Raw genomic sequence first — 19,985 nt, 5'->3', positions numbered from 1 at the left:
AAAGGTGGAGTCAGAAGTTTCTGTTTGGTATCTCATCGCCAACGCCGGCGTGCTGGTTCAGCTGGTTATGCTGTTGCTTGCCCTGGCGTCCATTATCTCCTGGGCACTGATCTTCCAGCGCCTGAAGGTGTTCCGCAAGGCCAAGCAGGCCCAGTATGCGTTCGAGGAACGGTTCTGGTCCGGAATGGACCTGGGTCAGCTCTACCGGGAAGTGAACAGTAATCCGACGCCGTTCTCCGGCATGGAGTCGTTGTTCCGGGCTGGTTTCAAGGAATTTTCCCGTCTGCGCCAGCAAAGCCGGGATGCCGATGCCGTCATGGAAGGCACCCAGCGTGCGATGCGAGTGGCGTTTTCCCGTGAGCAGGAGCGGTTGGAGATGCACTTGCCGTTTCTTGCAACCGTCGGCTCCACCAGCCCCTATGTCGGTCTGTTTGGCACGGTCTGGGGCATCATGAATTCATTTCGGGGACTGGCTCAGGTTCAGCAGGCGACCCTCGCCACGGTAGCCCCCGGTATTTCCGAGGCATTGATAGCAACGGCAATGGGCCTGTTTGCGGCCATCCCCGCCGTGATTGCCTATAACCGTTTCTCCGCTATTTCCGATGCGCTGCTGAAGAACTATGAAACCTTTGCCGATGAGTTTTCGAGCATCCTCCATCGCCGTGTGCATAACAGCGAGCAGTCAGCCGCATGAGGAAGGCAGCCAGTAACGGACAGCCAGTCGGGAGAGCAGAAACATGAAAGGCATGGGAATGATGCCGGCGAGAAGTCGCAAGCCGATGTCTGAAATCAACGTCGTACCCTACATCGACGTCATGCTGGTGCTGCTGATCATCTTTATGGTGACGGCGCCGATGCTGACGCAAGGCGTAAAAGTGGATCTGCCGGAAACCACATCGCAGCCGATCCAGTCCGACAAGAACGTGGAATCTATCGTGGTGTCCGTCGACAGCAATGGTGCGTATTTCATGGATATCGGGGATGAAAGCAGTGACCCGATGTCACTCGCGGACATTCGCGACCGGATCGCCAAAATCCTGTCCCAGCGTACGGACCGCGAAGTGCTTGTTCGGGGTGATGAGCATGTTGAGTACGGTACCGTTGTTCGACTGATGGCTCAGTTACAGGCCGCAGGGGCGTCTAATGTCGGATTGATCACCGAAGCGCCATCCATTGATGAGTAGGTACAGAGCAGGCAGGTTTTTGTGAGAGGTCATGAGCGTGATGTAACCAACACGGGCCAGCCGCCCTGGAAGTCGCCCGTGGCTCTGTCAATCCTGCTGCATGGGTTGATCCTGGGCGTGGCCTTGGCCGGATGGACGTGGACCAATCCCTCGGAGGATCCGCCGCCGCCCAGTATTTCTGCGCGCCTGATCACTCCGAACGAGCCCGAACCCAGTCCGGTGACGGAACCGGTTGATGAACCGGATCGTGATGAAGAACGCAGGCAGGAGGAAGAGCGGAAGCGTAAGGAAGAAGCCGAACGTCGAAAGGCCGAAGAGGAACGCGAACGGGAAGAGGCTCGCCGCATCCAGCAGGAGAAAGAGCGCAAGCAGGAACAGCAGCGCCAGGAAGAGGCGGCGAAGCGCGAACGTGAACAGCAGCGCAAAGCGGAAGAGGCTGCCCGCCAGAAGGCTGCTGCTGAAGCCAAGGAGCGTGAACGTCAAAAGGCCGAGGAAGAAAAGCGTCGCCAAGAAGAGGCTGCCCGGAAGGCCGCCGAGGAAAAACGTCGTGCGGAGGAGCAGCGCCGCAAGGAAGAAGCTGAGCGCAAGGCGAGGGAAGAGCGAGAGCGCCAGGAAGCTGAACGCAAACGCAAGGAGCGTGAGCGGCGTCTGAAAGAACAGCAACTTGAAGCCTTGGCGGAAGAAGCCCAGCAGGAACGCGAGGCGGAGGAGCGCCGTAAGAGGGAGGCGGCCGCGGCCAAGGCGCGCGAAGCGCAGATGCTGACGGAAAGCCAGAAATATCAGGCGCTGATTCGTGAACGATTGAGCCAGGCCTGGTATCCGCCATCATCGGCAACCGAGGAGATGACTGCGCGGCTTCAGATCACTTTGCTACCGACTGGTGAACTTGCCTCGGTAAAGCTTGTCTCCACCAGTGGCAACACGGCATTCGACAATTCGGCGCTGGGCGCGGTTAAGTCGTTGAATCGTTATCCGATTCCCGATGATCGGGACACGTTTGAAAAGTATTTTCGCCAGTTTACGATTGAGTTCAATCCTCGGCGGTTGAGATAAGGACAATGGGAAATCAAATGACGAACCGGAGTACTAAAGGCACAACCCCAACCGGCATGGTAATGACATGGTTGCTGATGCTGGCGGTGATGATAGGGAGCAGTTCGGCGGCCCAGGCAGAGCTGTTGATCCGAATCACGGAGGGTGCGGATTCGGCCATCCCGGTCGCCGTGGTCCCATTCGCTGAATCCGGCACCATGCCGTCCGGCGATAAGATCAGCAGTATCGTCCGCGACGACCTCACCATGAGCGGTGAATTCAAGCCACTGGCACCAGAGAAAATGCTCAGCCTGCCGTCAAAGGGTGATGAGGTCTATTTTCGCGACTGGCGACTTCTGGGGCAGCGTTACGTTCTGGTCGGTCAGTTGACACGTACCGGCGACAAGATTGAAGCCCGGTATGAGTTGTACGATGTGAACCGCGAGGAGCGGATCCTTGGGGCAACGGCGTCCTCATCGGTGAACAGCACACGGAGCCTTGCCCACCACATCAGTGACAAGGTCTATGAGGCTATCACCGGGGTGCCGGGCGCATTTTCTACCAAGCTGGCCTACGTCACGCTTCAGCGATCCGGTGGCAAAGCCCTGTATCGGCTGCAGGTCAGTGACGTGGATGGCAAAAGGGCCAAGGTCAGGCTGGAAAGCGATGAACCCATTTTGTCACCAGCCTGGTCGCCCGACGGTAAGAGGCTTGCCTATGTGTCGTTTGAAACCGGTAAGCCTGCAATCTATATCCACGAGCTTTCATCGGGCAACCGCACGCGGATCGCGGACTTCCGGGGTTTGAACTCAGCGCCCGCATGGGGCCCGGATGGTCGGTCGTTGCTTATGACCCTGTCGAAGGACGGCAATGCCGAGGTCTACAAGATGGATATTCAGAGTCGCTCGCTCAAGCGGCTGACCAATCACTGGTCTATTGATACTGAGCCCACCTGGGATCATACGGGTGAAGGTTTCTTCTTTACGTCTGATCGTTCCGGTGGGCCGCAGATCTACCACAAGTCCAGTGAGAGTGCGGAACCCCGCAGGATTACCTTCGGTAGCCGCTACAATGCCCGCCCGCGGCCAGACAACGACGGCAAGTACGTCTACTATGTGCATCAGAGAGACAAGGCGTTTCATATAGCACGGACTAACTTGCAGACGGAGGAAGAAACGATTCTCACTCGAACTGAGTCCGATGAATCGCCCAGTGTTTCGCCCAATGGCCGGATGTTGATCTATGCAACCAAGCAGGGCAGCGACAGTGTACTAACTGTAATTGCCGCGGATGGCGGAGCGGCCTATAGTCTGCCGGCCTCGGAGGGTGATGTGCGTGAACCGGCATGGTCACCGATCGTCAAGTAAACCGGAACTCCGAACAGAACAGGTTCGTTTGCATTAACGTACAACAGACTCTCAAAAAGGAAGGAAGTGATTATGAACGTATCAGCTCACCACAAATTATTCGCCATGGTAATGTCTCTTGGTCTGATCGCCGGTTGCAGCAGCACCGGTGAGACCACTGAAGACGGTGCGTACGGTTCCGATGTCTCTGCTGTCGACCAGGAAGGTGGCAGCACTGTTTATGGCGGCGATGATGACGGCGGTGTGTCTTCATCCGAGATGAGCGAAGAGCAGCGTCGTGAAGCGGAAGCTCGTGCTGCGCGGGCGGAAGAAGCCGCCATGCGCGAAATCACCACCTTCTACTTTGATTTTGATACCTCCGAAATCAAAACCGAAGCCCGCGATGTGCTGGTGGCCCACGCCCGGTTCCTGCAAGCCAATCCGGGGCAGAATGTCCGTATTGAAGGGCATGCTGATGAGCGCGGCACCAAAGAATACAACCTCGCATTGGGCGAGCGTCGTGCCAACGCCATCGAGCGTTTCCTGATCGTGAACGGTGCTTCCCGCGGCCAGACGGAAACCATCAGCTACGGTGAAGAAAAGCCGGCAGTGATGGGTTCCAGTGAGAGCGCGTGGGCCCAGAACCGTCGCGTTGAACTCGTTTTCCAGTAACAGGCGAACCCCATGAGACATCTGCTCATGGCGACAGTGATGCTCCCGCTTGCCTTCGGGCATGCGGGCGGCGCGCTGGCGCAATCCGTTTCTCCAGCGTTCCAGGACAATGCGTCCGAGGCAGAACGCAAGGCTGGCAACAGTCAGGCCAATGCGGAACTGTTCTACATGATTCAGCAACTGCAGGGCGAGGTTCGTCGATTGCAGGGGCGGGTCGAAGAGCAGCGCAACCTCATTGATCGGCTTACCAAGCAGTCACGGGACCGCTACATCGACCTTGACCAGCGAATTCTGAAACTCTCTGAAAAGGTCTCGGAAGCACCAGCGACGAGCTCAGCGAGCTCAGAGGGTGCGGCCGATTCGGCTGAGGCAGCAGGAGATTCGGGGGTGAAAACCAGAATCTACCGGCAGCCTTCCGACAAGGAGCGAACGGAATACCAGAAAATCCAGACTCTGATCCATCAGGAAAAGAACTACGACCAGGCGATCAACGGGTTGTACGACTTCATTGATGAGTATGAGGAAGGGGACCTGACGGTCAACGCCTATTATTGGCTGGGCGAAGTGTACCTCGTTGAGGAACAACTCGAACAGGCGCGGCAGGCGTTCACCATCGTTGCAACCCGTTATGGGGATCATCGCAAGGCGCCGGACGCTGTTTACAAGCTTGGCGTGACCCTGGACCGGCTTGGCGACAAGGAGCAGGCTCGCGGGCGTATGGAAACCGTGGTCCGCGACTATCCGAATACCAGCGCCGCTGAGTTGGCCAAGAAGTACCTCGACTCCAGTAACGGCTGATCGTGCTTGCCACGAAGAATGTTGAGAAACCTGGGAATTAGGGGTTGATCGGCGCTGAAAAATCATTACTATATGCGCCTCGTTTGGGTCGTTAGCTCAGTTGGTAGAGCAGTTGGCTTTTAACCAATTGGTCGAAGGTTCGAATCCTTCACGACCCACCAAATTACGAACGAGGCGGTGGACTGAGTCGTCGCGTTGTTTTGGTCCGGATTCGGGCCGACAGTTATGGGTCGTTAGCTCAGTTGGTAGAGCAGTTGGCTTTTAACCAATTGGTCGAAGGTTCGAATCCTTCACGACCCACCAATAGAACAGGAAGCCAAAGTGGCTCCTGTCGAAAAAAGAGCCTTCGGGCTCTTTTTTTTTGGGTATACGGTCATACATCTGTGATAGTGGGCGTAGTTAAAAGGGTGCGTGTAAGTAACCTAAGCAAAACTCTGTGACAGCAGGGTGTCAGCCCAGTGAAAGTCGTGGCCGAAGTGATATACTTCCGACGTTAACGCAATACAGAGATGCAGTAATGACGCGAGTTGAAGACCGTATTCTCGTTCAGGAACATCTGGCACACCAGGCAGAGCCAAAGACCCTGAGCGACGACGAGAAAGCAAACCTTGAGTCCCGTATTCGAGCAGCGCTGAAAGCGCAGGATGCGGTGCTCGTGGCTCATTACTACACCGACCCTGACATTCAGCGCCTGGCGGAGGAAACCGGCGGCTGTGTTGCCGACTCGCTGGAAATGGCCCGGTTTGGCAACCAGCACAAAGCGTCAACCGTGGTCGTGGCAGGTGTCCGTTTCATGGGCGAAACCGCCAAGATTCTGAACCCGGAAAAACGTGTGCTGATGCCCACGCTGGAGGCCACCTGTTCACTGGATATTGGCTGCCCCGCGGACGAATTCTCGGCCTTTTGCGACCAGCACCCCGACCGTACCGTTGTGGTCTACGCCAATACCTCCGCAGCGGTGAAGGCAAGGGCGGACTGGGTGGTTACCTCCAGTTGTGCTCAGGCCATTGTGGAGTCGCTGGATGCCCGTGGTGAAAAAATACTCTGGGCCCCGGACAAGCATTTGGGCCATTACGTGCAGAAAACCACCGGTGCGGATGTGTTGCTCTGGGATGGTTCATGCATCGTACATGAAGAGTTCAAGTACCGGGGGCTGGAGGATCTGAAAGCGCTGTATCCGGATGCGGCGGTTCTGGTGCACCCTGAGTCGCCCAACGCGGTGGTCGAGATGGCCGATGTTGTCGGTTCGACCTCTCAGCTGATTCATGCGGTACAGACGCTGCCCAACGATCAGTTTATCGTTGCCACCGACAACGGCATTTTCTACAAGATGCAGCAGTTGGCCCCCAATAAGACCTTGATTGAGGCGCCAACAGCCGGAAACGGCGCCACCTGTCGTAGCTGCGCCCATTGCCCGTGGATGGCGATGAATGGCCTCGAGAACCTGCTGTCGGTGATTGAGAACGGCGACCAGGAGGTTCATGTGGACCCGTCGTTGCGGGAGGATGCGTTGAGGCCGCTTCAGCGAATGCTGGATTTCACCGCCGAGATGAATCTGAAGGCCGCCGGCAACGCCTGACGTCAGCTGCGGCGCTGGTTCAGCCGCTCTGACACCTGCGACAATCGTTCGGTCACGATTTGGCGCAATGGCGCTCCGGCGGGGAGTCTTTCCTGGGCCTGCCGCAACTGGCGCTGGGCTGCCTCAAGGTCGCCCATCAGGATATCGTATTCGGCCCTCGCCCGGTGCACCCCAACGATGTTGCGCGCCAACCCTTCGGCTTCCGCCAACCTCAGCCAGAGATGCTCTTTCTTCGGCAGTTCCCGCGTCAGTCTGTGGAGGTATTCGGCGGCACGTTCGCCGTTACCCGCCGCGGTTTCCAGGTGTGCGAGCATGTCGGTAATCGGGTAGTTGCCGGGGTTCCTTGCAAGGGCTTCGGAAAGCAGGCTGCGAGCTTCGTTGAGCTTGTCCTGCTCAATCAGCGCCTCTGCGAGTGTCACCTGATAGGTGATGCGCCCCGGTGTTCCATCGAGCAGCCTTTCAAGCTCAATAATCGCCTCACTCTGGTTTCCATTTCTCAGCAACGCCACCGCCAGGCCGTAGCGAATGGCATCCGGCTTTTCGGTGTCCGAACGGTTCAGGTAGTCCTTGAACGTTTCCACAGCGATGTCTGCGGACTTTGCGTAGCGAACCTGAAGCCGGGATCGAACCAGATGATACTCCTGGGCATCGGCCACATCCCTGCGGGGGTATTGCTCGGCGCGGTTGCGGGTGTCGGATACACGATTCTGCGTCAGCGGGTGGGTGGAAAGGTACTCCGGAACCCGGTTTCCCTGCAGGCGGTTCTGTCGCATCATGATCTCGAACATTTCCGGCATCCCTCTCGGGTCCATGCCGGAGCTGGCGAGTATGTCCATGCCAACCCGGTCAGCTTCCTGTTCATGGGCCCGGCTATAAGCCAGCATATTCTGCACTGCCAGTGCCTGAGTGCCTGCGATGGCTGCTATGCCGACATCCGACTGGGTAACCGCTGAGAGGATGATGCCGGCGATCATGCCGGCAATGGTCAGCGGGGCGCTGGTTTCCTGTTGCTCCAGGCGCCTGGCGAAATGGCGCTGGCTCAGGTGCGCCAGTTCGTGGGCCAGAACCGAGGCAAACTGTTGCTCACTCTCGGCATTCAGGAACAGGCCGCCATTAACGCCGACGACATTGCCGGGGACCGCAAAGGCATTGATGTCGGGGCTGTCGATGATCGCCAGCGTGAGGTCGCTGCTACTCAGAGGTGCCGAGGGTACGAGGCGATAAATGATCGAGTTCAGGTAGTCCTGGACCAGGGCATCGGTGATCTGAGGGGCGGATCGCCGGATGGATGTCATCACTTGACGCCCGATATCCGTTTCCTGGCGCTCAGAGATAAGCCCACCACCGGCGCCACCAATGGACGGCAGTGTGCTATCCGACGATTGTGCCGAGGCCTGGCTGACCGTCAGTGAAAACGCCAGGGCAAAGGCGGATGCCAGGATGCCTGGCCGTTGAGCTCGGTGGCGGTTTGTTACAGTCATGAATAGGCGATGTCCGTTGTCATGGGGTTCTCTCTGACAGCATTGTGCCACCGAAAGTTCTTTCGGGGTTCGTCTGTTACGATTGAGGTGCAATACAGTACCACTGTGGGCATAATGCCGGCTCCTGTTTTGAACATACGGATGCCTTATCGCCATGGCTGATCGAACACTGGACGCATCGGGCCTGCGCTGTCCGATGCCGCTATTGAAAACCAAGCTCGAACTCAACAGCATGTCTCCCGGCCAGGAACTTGAAGTTATCGCCACAGACGCCGGTTCTGCAAGGGATATTCCTGCGTTCCTCGAACTGTCGAGTCATGAGCTGGTCCGCACATCCGAACAGGGTGGCTGTTTCACCTTTGTGATAAAGTGCGGCGGTTAAGCCCGTAGTAATGACCCTCCGGAGTCGTTGATGATCAGAATTTTACGTGGTCTCGCCCACAAATACTTTTCAGATGAAGAAGCCGTCATTCTTTTCCTGCTGATACTGGCAGGCGTCGTCTTCATCATTTTTTTCGGCTCCATGCTGGCGCCCGCGATTGCGGCGGTTATTGTTGCCTTTATTCTCCAGGGGCTGGTCACCAAGCTTAATCGGCTCGGCATTCCGGAAATCGTATCCATCATAGGCGTGTTCTTTGTCTTCCTGGGGCTGTTGATTGGCGTCCTGTTCGGGTTGTTACCTCTGATCTGGACCCAGGTGACCGGGCTGGCGGGCGAAGCGCCTCGTATTTTCAGAGAGATGCAGTCCTATCTTGAAGTGCTTCCTGAGCAGTATCCAACGCTGATATCCATGGAAGGCATCAACACCATCTACAATCAGGTAACCACCGAAGCCGGCCGCATGACCCAATGGCTGGTGTCCTTTTCACTGGAAAGCATTCCGGATCTGGTGGCGCTGCTGATCTACATGGTGTTGCTGCCGATTCTCGTATTCTTCTTCCTCAAGGACCGCCGGGTGCTACTGGGTGCGATCGCTCGCATGCTGCCATCCCAACGCCCGATGATGGTCCGGATATGGCATGAAGTGAATCTTCAGTGTGCCAACTACGTGCGGGGAAAGGCGGTGGAGATACTGATCGTTGGAGGTATCACCTACGTGGCCTTCAAGGTTCTGGGTATGCCCTATGCGGCCCTGCTGTCACTGATGGTGGGTCTGAGCGTGGTGATTCCCTATATCGGGGCGGCTGTTGTCACCATTCCGGTCGCCATGATCGCCCTGTTCGCCTTCGGGTGGGGCAGCCAGTTTATCTGGGTCATGGTGGTGTACGGTGTGATCCAGGCGCTGGATGGCAACGTTCTGGTTCCCATCCTGTTCTCGGAAGTGAATAATCTGCACCCTGTCGCCATCATAGTGGCTGTGTTGTTCTTTGGTGGCATCTGGGGTTTGTGGGGTGTGTTCTTCGCCATACCGCTGGCGACCATGCTCAAGGCGATCTTCTCGGCATGGCCGGTCAAGTACGGGCAGGCAGAGACGTTGCCAAAGGAGTCTTAAAGACTCCTGACGGCCTCCAGCACTTCGTCAACGTGGCCTGGTACTTTCACGCCTCGCCACTCCCTGCGAAGGACCCCGTCCTTGTCGATCAGGAAGGTGCTGCGGTCAATGCCCATATATTCCTTGCCATAGAGCTTCTTCAGCTTGATGACATCGAACTGTTGGCAGAGGGCTTCGTCCTTGTCGGAAATCAGGTGGAAGGGAAATGCCTGCTTTTCGCGGAAGTTGTCGTGGGCTTTCAGGCCGTCACGTGACACGCCGAAAATAACCGTATCGAGTGCTTCAAACTGGTCGTGCCGATCGCGGAAATCCTGACCTTCAGTGGTGCATCCGGGGGTGTTGTCCTTGGGGTAGAAATAGACCACCACATTCTGGCCTTTCAGGTCCGATAAACGAATGGTTTGATCTCCGGTAGCCGGGGCCTCAAAATCATCAACAGGACGGTTCAGTTCGGGTGCTGACATGACATCTCCTTTAATTCCCTTGTGTCAGTGGGTGCCCAACATTACCATATCGTTTTTATTCGTACGGAGTTTTTATGATTACGGGGAGCCTTGTCGCACTGGTCACGCCCATGCATTCCGATGGCAGCGTTCATTGGGAGCACCTTGATAAGCTGGTGGACTTTCATCTCGACAACGGAACGCACGGTATCGTGGCCGTTGGAACGACGGGTGAATCCGCCACGCTGGACCCGGAAGAGCACATGCGGGTGGTGGGGCATATCATAAAACGCGTCAAGGGCCGCATTCCTGTGATTGCCGGTACCGGCGGTAACAGTACTCGTGAAGCCATAGAGCTGACCGAAGAGGCTCACAAGCTGGGTGCCGATGCCTGTCTGCTTGTCGTCCCGTACTACAACAAGCCGACCCAGGAAGGGCTCTACCAGCACTTCAAGACCATTGCCGAGGCTGTCCCGGTCGATCAGATTCTCTACAACGTTCCCGGCCGAACGGCGTGCGACATGCTGAACGAGACCGTTGAGCGCCTGGCAGATATTCCGAACATCATCGGCATCAAGGATGCAACCGGCAATATTCCCCGTGGTGCAGAGCTGGTTGAAGCCGTTAGAGGCCGCCTGGTGGTCTACTCTGGCGACGACGCGACGGCCGCCGGACTGATGCTTGCCGGCGCCAAAGGCAACGTCTCCGTTACCGCCAACGTGGCGCCCAAGGGCATGGCTGCGTTGTGCGAAGCCGCCATCGCCGGAAATGAGGAGGAAACTGAGCGGCTTAACGAGTTGCTCATGCCTCTGAACCGCAAACTTTTCCTCGAGGCCAATCCCATCCCCGTGAAGTGGGCTCTCTATCATATGGGTATGATCGGGGAGGGCATTCGCCTTCCGCTCACCCCTCTGAGTGACAGGTTCCACGGCGAAGTGGAAGACGCACTGAAAGCCTCTGGCGTACTCTGAGTCAGGCTGTACCATCTATCGTAACTGGAGTCGCCTGATGGCGTTTAGGTTCAGGACAGAAATCAAAAAAACCGAAAAATGCATCAGGCCCCTGGCGGGCCTGATGTTTGTTATGGCCCTGTCAGGCTGTAGCTTGATCGAAGACCGCTCAGAGCGCTATGTCAATGCCTCGGAAGGCACGCCTCTGAAACTGCCGGAAACGGCGGATGAAGGCGAGTTTGGTCAGATCATGCCGATACGCGAAGCGACCGCTGCCGACTCGGGCCGTATGTATCGGGGAAGCATACCCAGGCCGCCGGATATGACCTCCGATATCCTTGACGAAAATTATCTGGTTGAGGAACTGGATGGCCAGATATGGCTGCTGGTGAATGATGTTCCAGGTCGCCTTTGGCCTGCAGTCACCTCCTACATGAATGAGAACGGCCTTGGTGTGGCGTACGACAGCCCCCAGCTCGGCCTGATGCAGAGTGAGTTGGTTAACTTCAGCAAGCAGGCGAGGGGGTTGCTGGGGCTGCCGGACAACCCCGACGGACCAGAAGCGAAAGTGGTTGTCCAGGCCCGTGTTGCGCCCGGTGTGCGCCGCAAAACCACAGAGGTTCAGTTCCGTTCCTTCGAAGTTGCTGATGACCCGAACGAACTGATGGCTTGGGGCGGTGGGGACACCCGTAGCCGCGAGCAACTCGATACCAGTCGGAAGCTGCTCGAAGACCTGGCCCAGTATTTACGCAACCGGGAAGACAGTAAGTCTTACTCCCGTGCGGCATTGGGCATGGCCAGCGAACCCCTGGTCAAGTTGGTATCGGACGACGAAACGCCCAGGGAAATTGTAATGAGCCTGGATTACGGCCGGGCTTGGGCGGAGGTTCGCCGAGCGGTGGATGACGCGGGCATACCGGTGATCGACCTGAACCGTGAAGACGGGTATTTCTTTGTGGATTTCCGGCCGGAATCCGAGCGCGAGCCGGGATGGTTCAGCTGGTTCTCCGACGCCCCGGAACCGGTACATTCGTTTGATATACGGCTTGAGGAACGCGACGGCGACATTGTCGTTTCCACCGCCATCGCCGAGAGTTACGATGGTGAGAATCGCTCGACCGAGCTGCTTTCAGAACTGTTCGAATATCTTTACTAATGCAAGCAGTGCCTGCACCGAGCGGGCACGTCCGGAGATCTGACATGGAAAAGCGTGAAGAGCTTTACGCGGGCAAGGCCAAATCCGTATACCGTACCGACGACCCCGACCGGTTTGTGATGGTCTTTCGCGACGATACGTCGGCTTTTGACGGCGAGAAGAAAGAGCAGCTCAACCGCAAGGGCATGGTGAACAACCGCTTTAATGCCTTCATCATGGAAAAACTGGAAGCGGCCGGCGTTCCCACGCACTTTGAGGGCCTGCTTTCCGGCACGGAATCGCTGGTCAAGAAGCTGGATATGATTCCGGTTGAATGCGTGGTTCGTAACATCTCCGCCGGCAGTCTGTGCCGCAGGTTGGGTGTCGAGGAAGGGCTGACGCTGAACCCGCCCACCTTTGAACTGTTCCTGAAGAACGACGCCATGCATGATCCCATGGTCAATGAGTCACTGGCGGTCAGTTTTGGCTGGGCGAAAGCAGACGAGCTTGCCAGAATGAAAGAACTGACCTATCAGGTAAATGACGTACTGAAGGCGTTGTTTGAGGAAGCCGGCATGCTGCTGGTGGATTACAAGCTGGAATTTGGTCGTTCGGGTGGCCAGATTGTCCTGGGTGACGAATTCAGCCCTGACGGCTGCCGTATCTGGGACAGGGAAACCCGAAAGAAGATGGATAAGGACCGTTTTCGTCAGGGACTGGGCGATGTGATTGAGACCTACGAAGAGGTTGGTCGTCGTCTCGGCATCCGTTTCGACTGATCAGTCAGGTACAACAACCAGAAAACAGGTGCACTATGCGTAAACTGATTCTTGCCATCGGCGGCTCTTTGGTCATCGCCGCCCCAGTCGCAACCGCTGATGTGGTTGGTGTGGGCGCCAATGTCAGCTACTGGGATTCTGACCTCTCGGGCAAAGCCGGCAAAAACAACGACGTGGTCGACGTCGAAAACGACCTTGACCTGGAAAGCGACACCAATGCCAACCTGAGTGCCTACCTCGAGCACCCGGTGCCGGTATTGCCCAACGTGCGCCTGAATTACACCCGCATTGAACAAAGCGGTAGTGGCGAAGTGTCCACGCAATTTGACCTGGTGTCCGGCGACGTCGATTCGGATTTGGACCTGAGTCAGTTTGACGTCACCCTGTATTACGAAGTGCTCGACAACTGGGCCAATCTGGATCTGGGCGTGACCGCCCGCAATCTGGATGGCGAACTGATTGTTCGTGAGCAGGCCACCAATGGCCAGGTCAGTAAGACTGAGGTCGACGGCGTGATTCCGATGGGTTATCTGGCTGCCCGCTTTGATCTTCCCTTTACCGGTGTTTCCGTCGGTGGCGAGGCCAACCTCATCAGCTTCGACGGCGATTCCATCTATGACTACAACGCTTACGGCCAATACGAACTGTCGTTGTTACAGCTGCGCGCCGGATACCGTCAGATCAGTATTGATTACGAAGACAGCGATGACCGTCTGGACATCGAACTCGGTGGCCCGTTTGTAAGTGCCGGGCTGACGTTCTGAAGGAACAGGAGAGAACACGTTGAAAATTCTGGTTACGGGCACGGCGGGCTTCATTGGCTCCCATCTGGCGCATCGGCTGCTTGACCGAGGTGATGAAGTAATCGGCGTAGATAACGTCAACGATTACTACGACCCCACTTTGAAGGAAGCGCGGCTTGAGCGCCTGACCTGTAAGCCAGGATTCACCGAGGTTCGTAAGGACGTGGCCGACAGGCCCGTCATGGAGGCCCTGTTCCGAGAGCACAAGCCAGAGCGTGTGGTTCACCTGGCGGCCCAGGCGGGCGTGCGGTACTCCCTGGAGAATCCTCATGCCTACATTGACGCCAATCTGGTGGGGTTTACCAACATTCTTGAAGGTTGTCGTCACAATGATGTGAAGCACCTGGTGTACGCCTCCAGCAGCTCCGTCTACGGCGCGAATGAAACCATGCCGTTCTCCATCCACGACAACGTGGACCACCCCCTGAGTCTGTATGCGGCCTCCAAGAAAGCCAACGAGCTGATGGCCCACACCTACAGCCACCTTTACAACATGCCCACCACCGGCCTGCGCTTCTTCACCGTCTATGGCCCATGGGGCCGACCAGATATGGCGCTGTTCATCTTCACCAAGAAGATCCTGGCCGGTGAACCCATTGATGTGTTCAATCATGGGCACCACAGGCGCGACTTCACCTACATTGACGATATTGTGGAAGGCGTTATCCGGACCCTGGACAGTGTCGCCACCCCCAACCCGCAGTGGAGTGGTGAAACTCCAGACCCCGGCACCAGCAAGGCGCCATATCGACTGTATAACATCGGTAGCAACAATCCGGTGGAGTTGTCCCGGTTTATTGAGATCATCGAAGAGCGCGTTGGTAAAAAGGCTGAGAAGAACCTGCTGCCCCTACAACCCGGTGACGTGCCGGCTACCTACGCCAATGTGGATGACCTGATTGAAGATGTGGGCTACAAGCCATCCACCACGGTGGAAGAGGGCATTGCCAACTTCGTGGACTGGTATCGGGATTTCTACAAGGTCTAGGTTTTTCAGGCGCACACAAAACCGCTGAAGGGCACCTTCGGCGGTTTTTTTATGCCCCCATTACTGGGGGCCAGTATTTAGCGTAACGCAATCAAGCGTTTACCGTGTCGAGAGCTTGCTATGTAGTTTATTGCTGTTATTCTGAGATTGGATTCACAATTATTCAAAATAAAAAAGGAAAGATGATGAATAAACTCGCCTGCGTTACTGCAGTACTTGGCCTCACACTTGGCCTGACTTCCTCGGTCTTTGCCGATGACTTTTCGGATATGGATCCCGTCACTTTGCGCCTGGCTCACGTCGTTAACGAGCAGGATGGCTTCCACATCGCCGCTGTAAAATTCCAGGAGCTGGTCAGTAAGCGCACAGAAGGTGCGGTGACCATCGAACTTTATCCCAATGCTTCTCTCGGCGACGAGCGCACCCTACTTGAGGGTATGCAAATTGGTACCGTGGATATGGGCGTCATAACCAATGGTCCGGTCGCCAATTTCGTAGAAGAAATGGCAGTATTTGAACTGCCCTTCCTGTTTTCTTCCCCGGAAGAAGCCTATGCCGTGCTTGATGGTCCCATTGGCCAGGAGTTGCTGGACAAGTTAAGCGAAGTCAACCTCAAAGGCCTCGCATATGCGGAGCGCGGCTTCCGTAACCTCACCAACAGCGAGCGGCCGGTCAGTCATCCGGATGACATTGACGGTTTGCGCGTGCGTGTCATGGAGAATCCTGTTTACGTTGATACGTTCCGTGAGCTGGGGGCAAATGCCGTTCCCATGGCCTGGACCGAAGCGCTGACAGCAATGCAACAAGGCACTATCGATGGCCAGGAAAATCCTGTCAACGTCGTACACTCCTTTAAGCTCAATGAGACTCAGAACTATATGACGATGTCTCGCCACACCTACGCGCCGGCGATATTTGTCATGGGGATGCCAGTATGGAACCGCTTGCCGGAGGCAGCTCAAGGCGTAATCAAACAGGCGGCCCAGGAAGCTGCGGAACATGAGCGCAGCGTTAATGCTGAAATGGAGTCCAAACAGTTGGCGGAGCTTCGAGCATCGGGGATGGAAATCGTAGAGGATCCTGAGATTGATGCCTTCCAGGCTGCCGTCGCCCCCGTCTATGAAAAGTACGGTAATCAGTTTGGTGATTACCTGGAGCGGATTCGTGAATTCCAGCAGCAATAGTTAAAGGACCCGACGACGTTATGTTGGGAATTCTGAAGAGAGTTGAACGTGCAATCGATGCCATCATGCAGCCTATGGTGTTTGCGGCGATGGTGGCATTGATCGCCGTGATCACGCTGCAGATTATATCCAGGGTTTTCTTTACAGCGGCGGGCTGGACTGAGGAGCTAGCCAGGTTCCTGCTTATCTGGATCACTTTTATGGGGGCCACCCTCGCGTTTCAGCGTGGTCGCCATATCGCTGTTACCTTCGTCGTCAATGCGCTGCCAGGCAGGCTGCGGCAAGTGACGCGTATTCTGGCTGTGGCCATTGTTTTGGGATTCATGATTGCGTTAGTGCTTGTTGGCTATCGCTATATGCAGATGCAAAGCTTCCAGACCTCGGCCTCTCTTGGCTGGTCAATGACCTACGTTTACGCGATTATCCCGGTCTGTGGAGCGCTGATGAGTTGGTATGCATTTGTTGATCTGGTTGAACTGGTGTCCGAAGGACCTGACGCCGCCGAGACTGCTTCTGATATAAGTGACCCGCCACTGTGACTGGTCTGCTGTTCCTACTTTTTTTTCTGTTCATGCTCATTGGCGTACCTATTGCCGTGTCAATCGGTGCCAGTACGATGGCAGCGCTATTTTTTCAGGGTGTGCCACTGATGGTGGTTACCCAGCAGATGTTTCAGGGGATTAACTCCTTCGCCCTGGTTGCGGTACCTATGTTCATACTGGCCGGCGACCTCATGGCCCAAGGCAAGGTCAGTGAGAAGCTGGTCAGTTTTGCGGACTCGCTGTTTGGGTTTCTGAAAGGTGGGCTTTCTATCGTAGCCGTACTGGCAGGCATGTTCTTTGCGGCTATATCCGGCTCAGGGGCAGCCACAACGGCAGCTGTTGGCTCCAGCCTGGTGCCGGAGCTTCGTAAAAAAGGGTATGACCCGGCGGCGGCAGCCAGTTTGATTGCTGCCAGCGGCACTATTGGTGTGGTGATCCCGCCATCAGTGCCGATGATTATCTATGCTGTCATTGCTCAGCAATCGGTTTCCAAGCTGTTTTTAAATGGTTTTATTCCCGGCCTTATCATGGGTTTGGGGCTCATCGCTATTGCCATTACCCAGGGTTACCGTCGGAATTATCCGCGTGGGACAGCATTATCCATCGCTACTATTTGGGGCACGCTCAAGAGCGCAAGCTGGGGGTTGATGACACCCGTCATTATTCTGGGTGGAATATTCTCTGGCATCTTTACACCCAGCGAAGCGGCAGTAGTGGCGGTCAATTACGCACTGTTAGTTTCATTGTTTATCTATCGCGACCTCAAGCTTCCGGATATCTATCGGATATTGATCCGCTCTGCGATTACAACCGCCGTTATCATGTTCGTCATTGCCACATCGGCCGTTCTGAGCTGGACACTATCAAGTTGGCAGGTACCCGGCGCGATTGCTGAATCGGTCCTGTCACTGTCCACTAACCCTTACATCATTATGCTACTCGTCGTCGGTATTATCCTGATAACGGGAGTGTTCATCGAAACAGCGAGTGCCCTGATAATCTTGACCCCGGTTCTGTTGCCGTTGGTCATCCAGCTAGGAATCGACCCAATCCACTTCGGTCTCATAATTGTGGTGGGACTGGCCATTGGTATGATTACGCCTCCAGTCGCAATCAACCTATATGTGGCGTCCTCTGTCACCGGTTTGCCGCTCGAGCGCATCACCCGCGCTATCATTCCCTACCTGCTTGGCTTAATCGCAGTGTTGCTTCTGGTGGTTTATGTCCCGATTTTTACAGGCATATCAGGTTAGGCAGGAATCGCTGCGTCTCAGTTGTCGTGATGAAACGGGAGTGGTAGTAGGAATCTTATTGGAAGAGCTTTGAAACAGTATCGGGAAAGAAAGACGGTATAGAGAAGGGAACTGCAAGAAACGGATCGTTAAGCAGGAATGGTAGGACCAGGCAGATTTGAACTGCCGACCTCTGCCATGTCAAGGCAGCGACGGAATGGCCGCAAGTATCTGTAACCAATAACAAAAACCATTAAACGCCCCGCGAATATAACGAACATAGCGAACCCTACGAAATCAACGAAATAGATACTGTATAAATCCAGTCACTTCGGTAGCACCTGGCTGATGTCCAGGTCCGCGCGAACGTGCACCCATTCCTGTTCGTGACCCTTCTGATAATGCTCCGTCATCTGCTCGCTGGCGTGTGCCATCAACGGCTGAACATAGCTCTCATTGTCGAAGCCCTGCTTCTTGTAGAGCCATGATCCCAGGGACCGGATCTCATGAAACGTTGGGCGGCTCTCCCGGGGCATATCGTCAAACAGACCGGTTTCGTCCCGGTACTTGCGGAACTGTTCGGTGAAGTGGTTCGCTGTCAGCTGGCTCCAGTGGCTTCGGTCCTTCGCCTTGTTCTTCCGCTCTGGCGCACGATGCACGATGTAGGGACTGGCAATGCCTGATCGCCTGGCACGGGACACGATGGCTGCCAAGTGCGGGCTCTCGATCCGCAGGAAGGCGTGTTCGTGCTTCTTTACCTTCTGGCGAACCACGTCGATTGCTTTGGCGTCGTCATCATAGTCGGAAAACTGCATCCGGATTACCTCGGCGCGGCCCTGTAGAGTCACCAGGCAAAGCTCCATGGCGATCTTGAGCCATTCCGGGGAGAGGGCATGGATGGCCTTGAACTGATCCAGGGTCATCCGCTGCCGCTGCTTCTCATAGTTCGACTTCGGATAGGTCACGGCAGCCGGGTTATCCAGATCGGACGGGTACAGCCCCTTCATCTGCGCAAACCGGAATAGCTCGACCATCTGGTTCCGGTGCTTGATGTAGCTGTCCCGGACAAAGTTCTCATCCAGGTATTCGGCCACGGTTTTGACATCGAAACTCTCGACCAGCGAATTGCCCAGATCCTCGCTGAACCGGTCCAGCCGATACCCAATATTCTGCAAAGTGCTGTCCGCCAACTTCTGCTCCGGCAGATATTCTTTCCGATACCGGCCGATCAGGTGGCTCATCGTCTGTTCGGCAGTTCCCAGCACTTCACCAACGCGATCCGCCTGCTTCATGAGCACGGCGTTCAGCTGGCGGGCATCGGCAATAGCTTGGCCCTTCACGGTGCCCAGGCTGTGAAAGGTGCCGGTGTCGGGCCGCTTGTACCGGTAATAGATCACGCCACCAACCTTGTTCGGATAAAGGTTGTCGGGCAGATCCGCGTTCCGTCGAAGTCGTTTCCGTGGTGCCATTACGCTGCCAGTATCCTTGCGACCCTATTGTTACCGTTGGACTGCTTCTCGATGTCCTTATCAACAAACCATAGCCCACCGACTTTGATGGCGCCCGGAATCAACCCATCATTTGCCCAATTCTGCACAGTGCGCAGAGTAGGGCGCTTGCCTGGGTAATTCTCTTTCTTCCACTCACTCAGGGCTATTCTGCTCATACTTTATACCCCTTCAAATCCTCGTAGGCCGCAATCATCGCAACGACATCGCCAGTCGCTGCTGCTCTTTCAGCTTCAGCCAGTGACTGGCGCATCATCGCCGCGGCAAAGTGACCGTTCGGGACGGTGTCATAGATTGCCACAATCTCCCGGACGCGCTCTTGCTCTTTTGGTAGTGCTTCTGCCAGTGATTCGGTCATGATTTCGCCCTCTCTCGCTTCTTCCTGGTCAACTCGGCGGATGATGCAGACTGATTGTTCAGTACATCCTCCGGCAACAAGCCCTCTCCGCAGTGCGGACAATTCGGAACCATCCGGCGCCCCCGCCAAACCTTATCCATTACCTTCGCCGCCCGACTGCGCAACTGGAAGTCTGCCGCTTCTTTCGCCTCCTTCCATGTCCGGGTGATTTTCTTCCAGGCCGAATCGTGGCACTCAACCAATCTGCAGTAGGCGTCGAACACATCCACATCGTTCTCGCAGTCCTCGCACCAGATCCGGCGCTCTTGCTGGTCGTAGACCATCCGGTTGTGCTTACATGTCTCGTGGTTGAATCGCGCCTTGCCGCGGGCAACTCGCACATCCCCGATATCCACGACGCGGACACCGATGTTGAAAGGGGCAGGCTCGATTGGTCGTTTGCTCATACCTTCCTCCGCTCGAATTCCCGACATATCACC

General features: G+C 56.0%; 23 protein-coding genes and 3 tRNA genes. 19 read left to right on the top strand and 7 right to left on the bottom strand.

From position 1 onward, the window contains the following. Nucleotides 1–4: 4 nt before the first annotated feature. The 9 genes from tolQ to nadA all read left to right on the top strand — a co-directional run bounded on the left by tolQ (nucleotide 5) and on the right by nadA (nucleotide 6,611). Nucleotides 5–694, top strand: a complete 690-nt coding sequence (gene tolQ / locus B3M52_RS11035; protein ID WP_007152467.1) for a protein TolQ — start codon at nucleotides 5–7, stop codon at nucleotides 692–694. Between the two features lie 43 nt (nucleotides 695–737). Beyond that, the gene (gene tolR / locus B3M52_RS11030) at nucleotides 738–1,184 is read left to right on the top strand and encodes a protein TolR (RefSeq protein WP_036205359.1); all 447 of its coding nucleotides are present in this window, start codon (nucleotides 738–740) and stop codon (nucleotides 1,182–1,184) included. A gap of 78 nt (nucleotides 1,185–1,262) precedes the next feature. Continuing rightward, nucleotides 1,263–2,237, top strand: coding sequence for a cell envelope integrity protein TolA (gene tolA, locus B3M52_RS11025; protein ID WP_036205360.1), 975 nt, complete (start codon nucleotides 1,263–1,265; stop codon nucleotides 2,235–2,237). 62 nt (nucleotides 2,238–2,299) lie between these two features. Then, entirely contained in the window at nucleotides 2,300–3,583 is a 1,284-nt protein-coding gene (gene tolB / locus B3M52_RS11020) for a Tol-Pal system beta propeller repeat protein TolB (protein WP_083637244.1), read from the top strand. Between the two features lie 72 nt (nucleotides 3,584–3,655). Continuing rightward, the gene (gene pal / locus B3M52_RS11015; RefSeq protein WP_036205364.1) at nucleotides 3,656–4,234 is read left to right on the top strand and encodes a peptidoglycan-associated lipoprotein Pal; all 579 of its coding nucleotides are present in this window, start codon (nucleotides 3,656–3,658) and stop codon (nucleotides 4,232–4,234) included. A gap of 12 nt (nucleotides 4,235–4,246) precedes the next feature. After that, entirely contained in the window at nucleotides 4,247–5,032 is a 786-nt protein-coding gene (gene ybgF, locus B3M52_RS11010; protein WP_075196202.1) for a tol-pal system protein YbgF, read from the top strand. 85 nt (nucleotides 5,033–5,117) lie between these two features. Then, nucleotides 5,118–5,193 (top strand) — tRNA-Lys (locus B3M52_RS11005). Nucleotides 5,194–5,259: 66 nt separating this feature from the next. Then, nucleotides 5,260–5,335, top strand: a tRNA-Lys gene (locus B3M52_RS11000). Nucleotides 5,336–5,549: 214 nt separating this feature from the next. After that, complete coding sequence (gene nadA / locus B3M52_RS10995; protein WP_036205367.1) at nucleotides 5,550–6,611, top strand: quinolinate synthase NadA; 1,062 nt, start codon at nucleotides 5,550–5,552, stop codon at nucleotides 6,609–6,611. Between the two features lie 2 nt (nucleotides 6,612–6,613). Here the strand turns inward: nadA and B3M52_RS10990 are convergent, their stop codons facing one another. Beyond that, nucleotides 6,614–8,092 (bottom strand): M48 family metalloprotease, encoded by a 1,479-nt coding sequence (locus B3M52_RS10990; protein ID WP_075196201.1) that lies wholly within the window; start codon nucleotides 8,090–8,092, stop codon nucleotides 6,614–6,616. A 154-nt stretch (nucleotides 8,093–8,246) separates the two neighbouring features. On the opposite strand from B3M52_RS10990, the gene B3M52_RS10985 reads away from it, so the two are divergent. After that, nucleotides 8,247–8,474, top strand: coding sequence for a sulfurtransferase TusA family protein (locus tag B3M52_RS10985; protein WP_036205371.1), 228 nt, complete (start codon nucleotides 8,247–8,249; stop codon nucleotides 8,472–8,474). Nucleotides 8,475–8,504: 30 nt separating this feature from the next. After that, entirely contained in the window at nucleotides 8,505–9,584 is a 1,080-nt protein-coding gene (locus B3M52_RS10980; RefSeq protein ID WP_036205372.1) for an AI-2E family transporter, read from the top strand. Here the strand turns inward: B3M52_RS10980 and B3M52_RS10975 are convergent. Then, nucleotides 9,581–10,048 carry a peroxiredoxin gene (locus B3M52_RS10975; RefSeq protein WP_036205373.1) on the bottom strand — a complete coding sequence of 156 codons (468 nt, stop codon included), beginning with the start codon at nucleotides 10,046–10,048 and terminating at the stop codon, nucleotides 9,581–9,583. The two genes, B3M52_RS10980 and B3M52_RS10975, sit on opposite strands and share 4 nt — an antisense overlap. A 74-nt stretch (nucleotides 10,049–10,122) precedes the next feature. Here B3M52_RS10975 and dapA point away from each other — a divergent pair, with 74 nt between their 5' ends. The 8 genes from dapA (at nucleotide 10,123) to B3M52_RS10935 (ending at nucleotide 17,661) form a co-directional block, all read left to right on the top strand. Continuing rightward, entirely contained in the window at nucleotides 10,123–10,998 is an 876-nt protein-coding gene (dapA, locus tag B3M52_RS10970) for a 4-hydroxy-tetrahydrodipicolinate synthase (protein WP_075196200.1), read from the top strand. 37 nt (nucleotides 10,999–11,035) lie between these two features. Next, complete coding sequence (bamC, locus tag B3M52_RS10965; protein ID WP_041334314.1) at nucleotides 11,036–12,133, top strand: outer membrane protein assembly factor BamC; 1,098 nt, start codon at nucleotides 11,036–11,038, stop codon at nucleotides 12,131–12,133. Between the two features lie 44 nt (nucleotides 12,134–12,177). Continuing rightward, nucleotides 12,178–12,891 carry a phosphoribosylaminoimidazolesuccinocarboxamide synthase gene (purC, locus tag B3M52_RS10960; RefSeq protein ID WP_036205376.1) on the top strand — a complete coding sequence of 238 codons (714 nt, stop codon included), beginning with the start codon at nucleotides 12,178–12,180 and terminating at the stop codon, nucleotides 12,889–12,891. A gap of 35 nt (nucleotides 12,892–12,926) precedes the next feature. Further along, nucleotides 12,927–13,655 (top strand): TIGR04219 family outer membrane beta-barrel protein, encoded by a 729-nt coding sequence (locus tag B3M52_RS10955; protein WP_075196199.1) that lies wholly within the window; start codon nucleotides 12,927–12,929, stop codon nucleotides 13,653–13,655. Between the two features lie 19 nt (nucleotides 13,656–13,674). Beyond that, complete coding sequence (locus B3M52_RS10950) at nucleotides 13,675–14,682, top strand: NAD-dependent epimerase (protein WP_075196198.1); 1,008 nt, start codon at nucleotides 13,675–13,677, stop codon at nucleotides 14,680–14,682. A gap of 182 nt (nucleotides 14,683–14,864) precedes the next feature. After that, entirely contained in the window at nucleotides 14,865–15,866 is a 1,002-nt protein-coding gene (locus B3M52_RS10945; protein WP_273623500.1) for a TRAP transporter substrate-binding protein, read from the top strand. 20 nt (nucleotides 15,867–15,886) lie between these two features. Continuing rightward, nucleotides 15,887–16,405, top strand: coding sequence for a TRAP transporter small permease (locus tag B3M52_RS10940; protein WP_075196196.1), 519 nt, complete (start codon nucleotides 15,887–15,889; stop codon nucleotides 16,403–16,405). Continuing rightward, nucleotides 16,402–17,661, top strand: coding sequence for a TRAP transporter large permease (locus tag B3M52_RS10935; protein WP_075196195.1), 1,260 nt, complete (start codon nucleotides 16,402–16,404; stop codon nucleotides 17,659–17,661). Before B3M52_RS10940 ends, B3M52_RS10935 begins: the two co-directional genes overlap by 4 nt. Before the next feature lie 139 nt (nucleotides 17,662–17,800). On the opposite strand, the gene B3M52_RS10930 is transcribed toward B3M52_RS10935, so the two are convergent. The 5 genes from B3M52_RS10930 to B3M52_RS10910 all read right to left on the bottom strand — a co-directional run bounded on the left by B3M52_RS10930 (nucleotide 17,801) and on the right by B3M52_RS10910 (nucleotide 19,952). Next, nucleotides 17,801–17,904 (bottom strand) — tRNA-Val (locus tag B3M52_RS10930). Nucleotides 17,905–17,966: 62 nt separating this feature from the next. Further along, nucleotides 17,967–19,109: a phage integrase Arm DNA-binding domain-containing protein gene (locus B3M52_RS10925; RefSeq protein WP_286749582.1), complete on the bottom strand. Its 1,143-nt coding sequence runs from the start codon at nucleotides 19,107–19,109 to the stop codon at nucleotides 17,967–17,969. Continuing rightward, nucleotides 19,109–19,306, bottom strand: a complete 198-nt coding sequence (locus B3M52_RS10920; protein ID WP_286749581.1) for a DNA-binding protein — start codon at nucleotides 19,304–19,306, stop codon at nucleotides 19,109–19,111. The genes B3M52_RS10925 and B3M52_RS10920 overlap by 1 nt, the downstream gene beginning before the upstream one ends. Next, entirely contained in the window at nucleotides 19,303–19,506 is a 204-nt protein-coding gene (locus tag B3M52_RS10915) for a hypothetical protein (RefSeq protein WP_286749580.1), read from the bottom strand. The genes B3M52_RS10920 and B3M52_RS10915 overlap by 4 nt, the downstream gene beginning before the upstream one ends. Continuing rightward, the gene (locus B3M52_RS10910; RefSeq protein ID WP_286749579.1) at nucleotides 19,503–19,952 is read right to left on the bottom strand and encodes a hypothetical protein; all 450 of its coding nucleotides are present in this window, start codon (nucleotides 19,950–19,952) and stop codon (nucleotides 19,503–19,505) included. Before B3M52_RS10910 ends, B3M52_RS10915 begins: the two co-directional genes overlap by 4 nt. Between the last annotated feature and the right edge of the window lie 33 nt (nucleotides 19,953–19,985).

This window comes from Marinobacter sp. UBA2688 (assembly GCF_002352785.1).
Taxonomy (GTDB): Bacteria; Pseudomonadota; Gammaproteobacteria; order Pseudomonadales; family Oleiphilaceae; genus Marinobacter; species Marinobacter salarius.
Note: the sequence above shows the minus strand (reverse complement) of the source record. Positions and strands in the feature narration are given on the sequence as shown.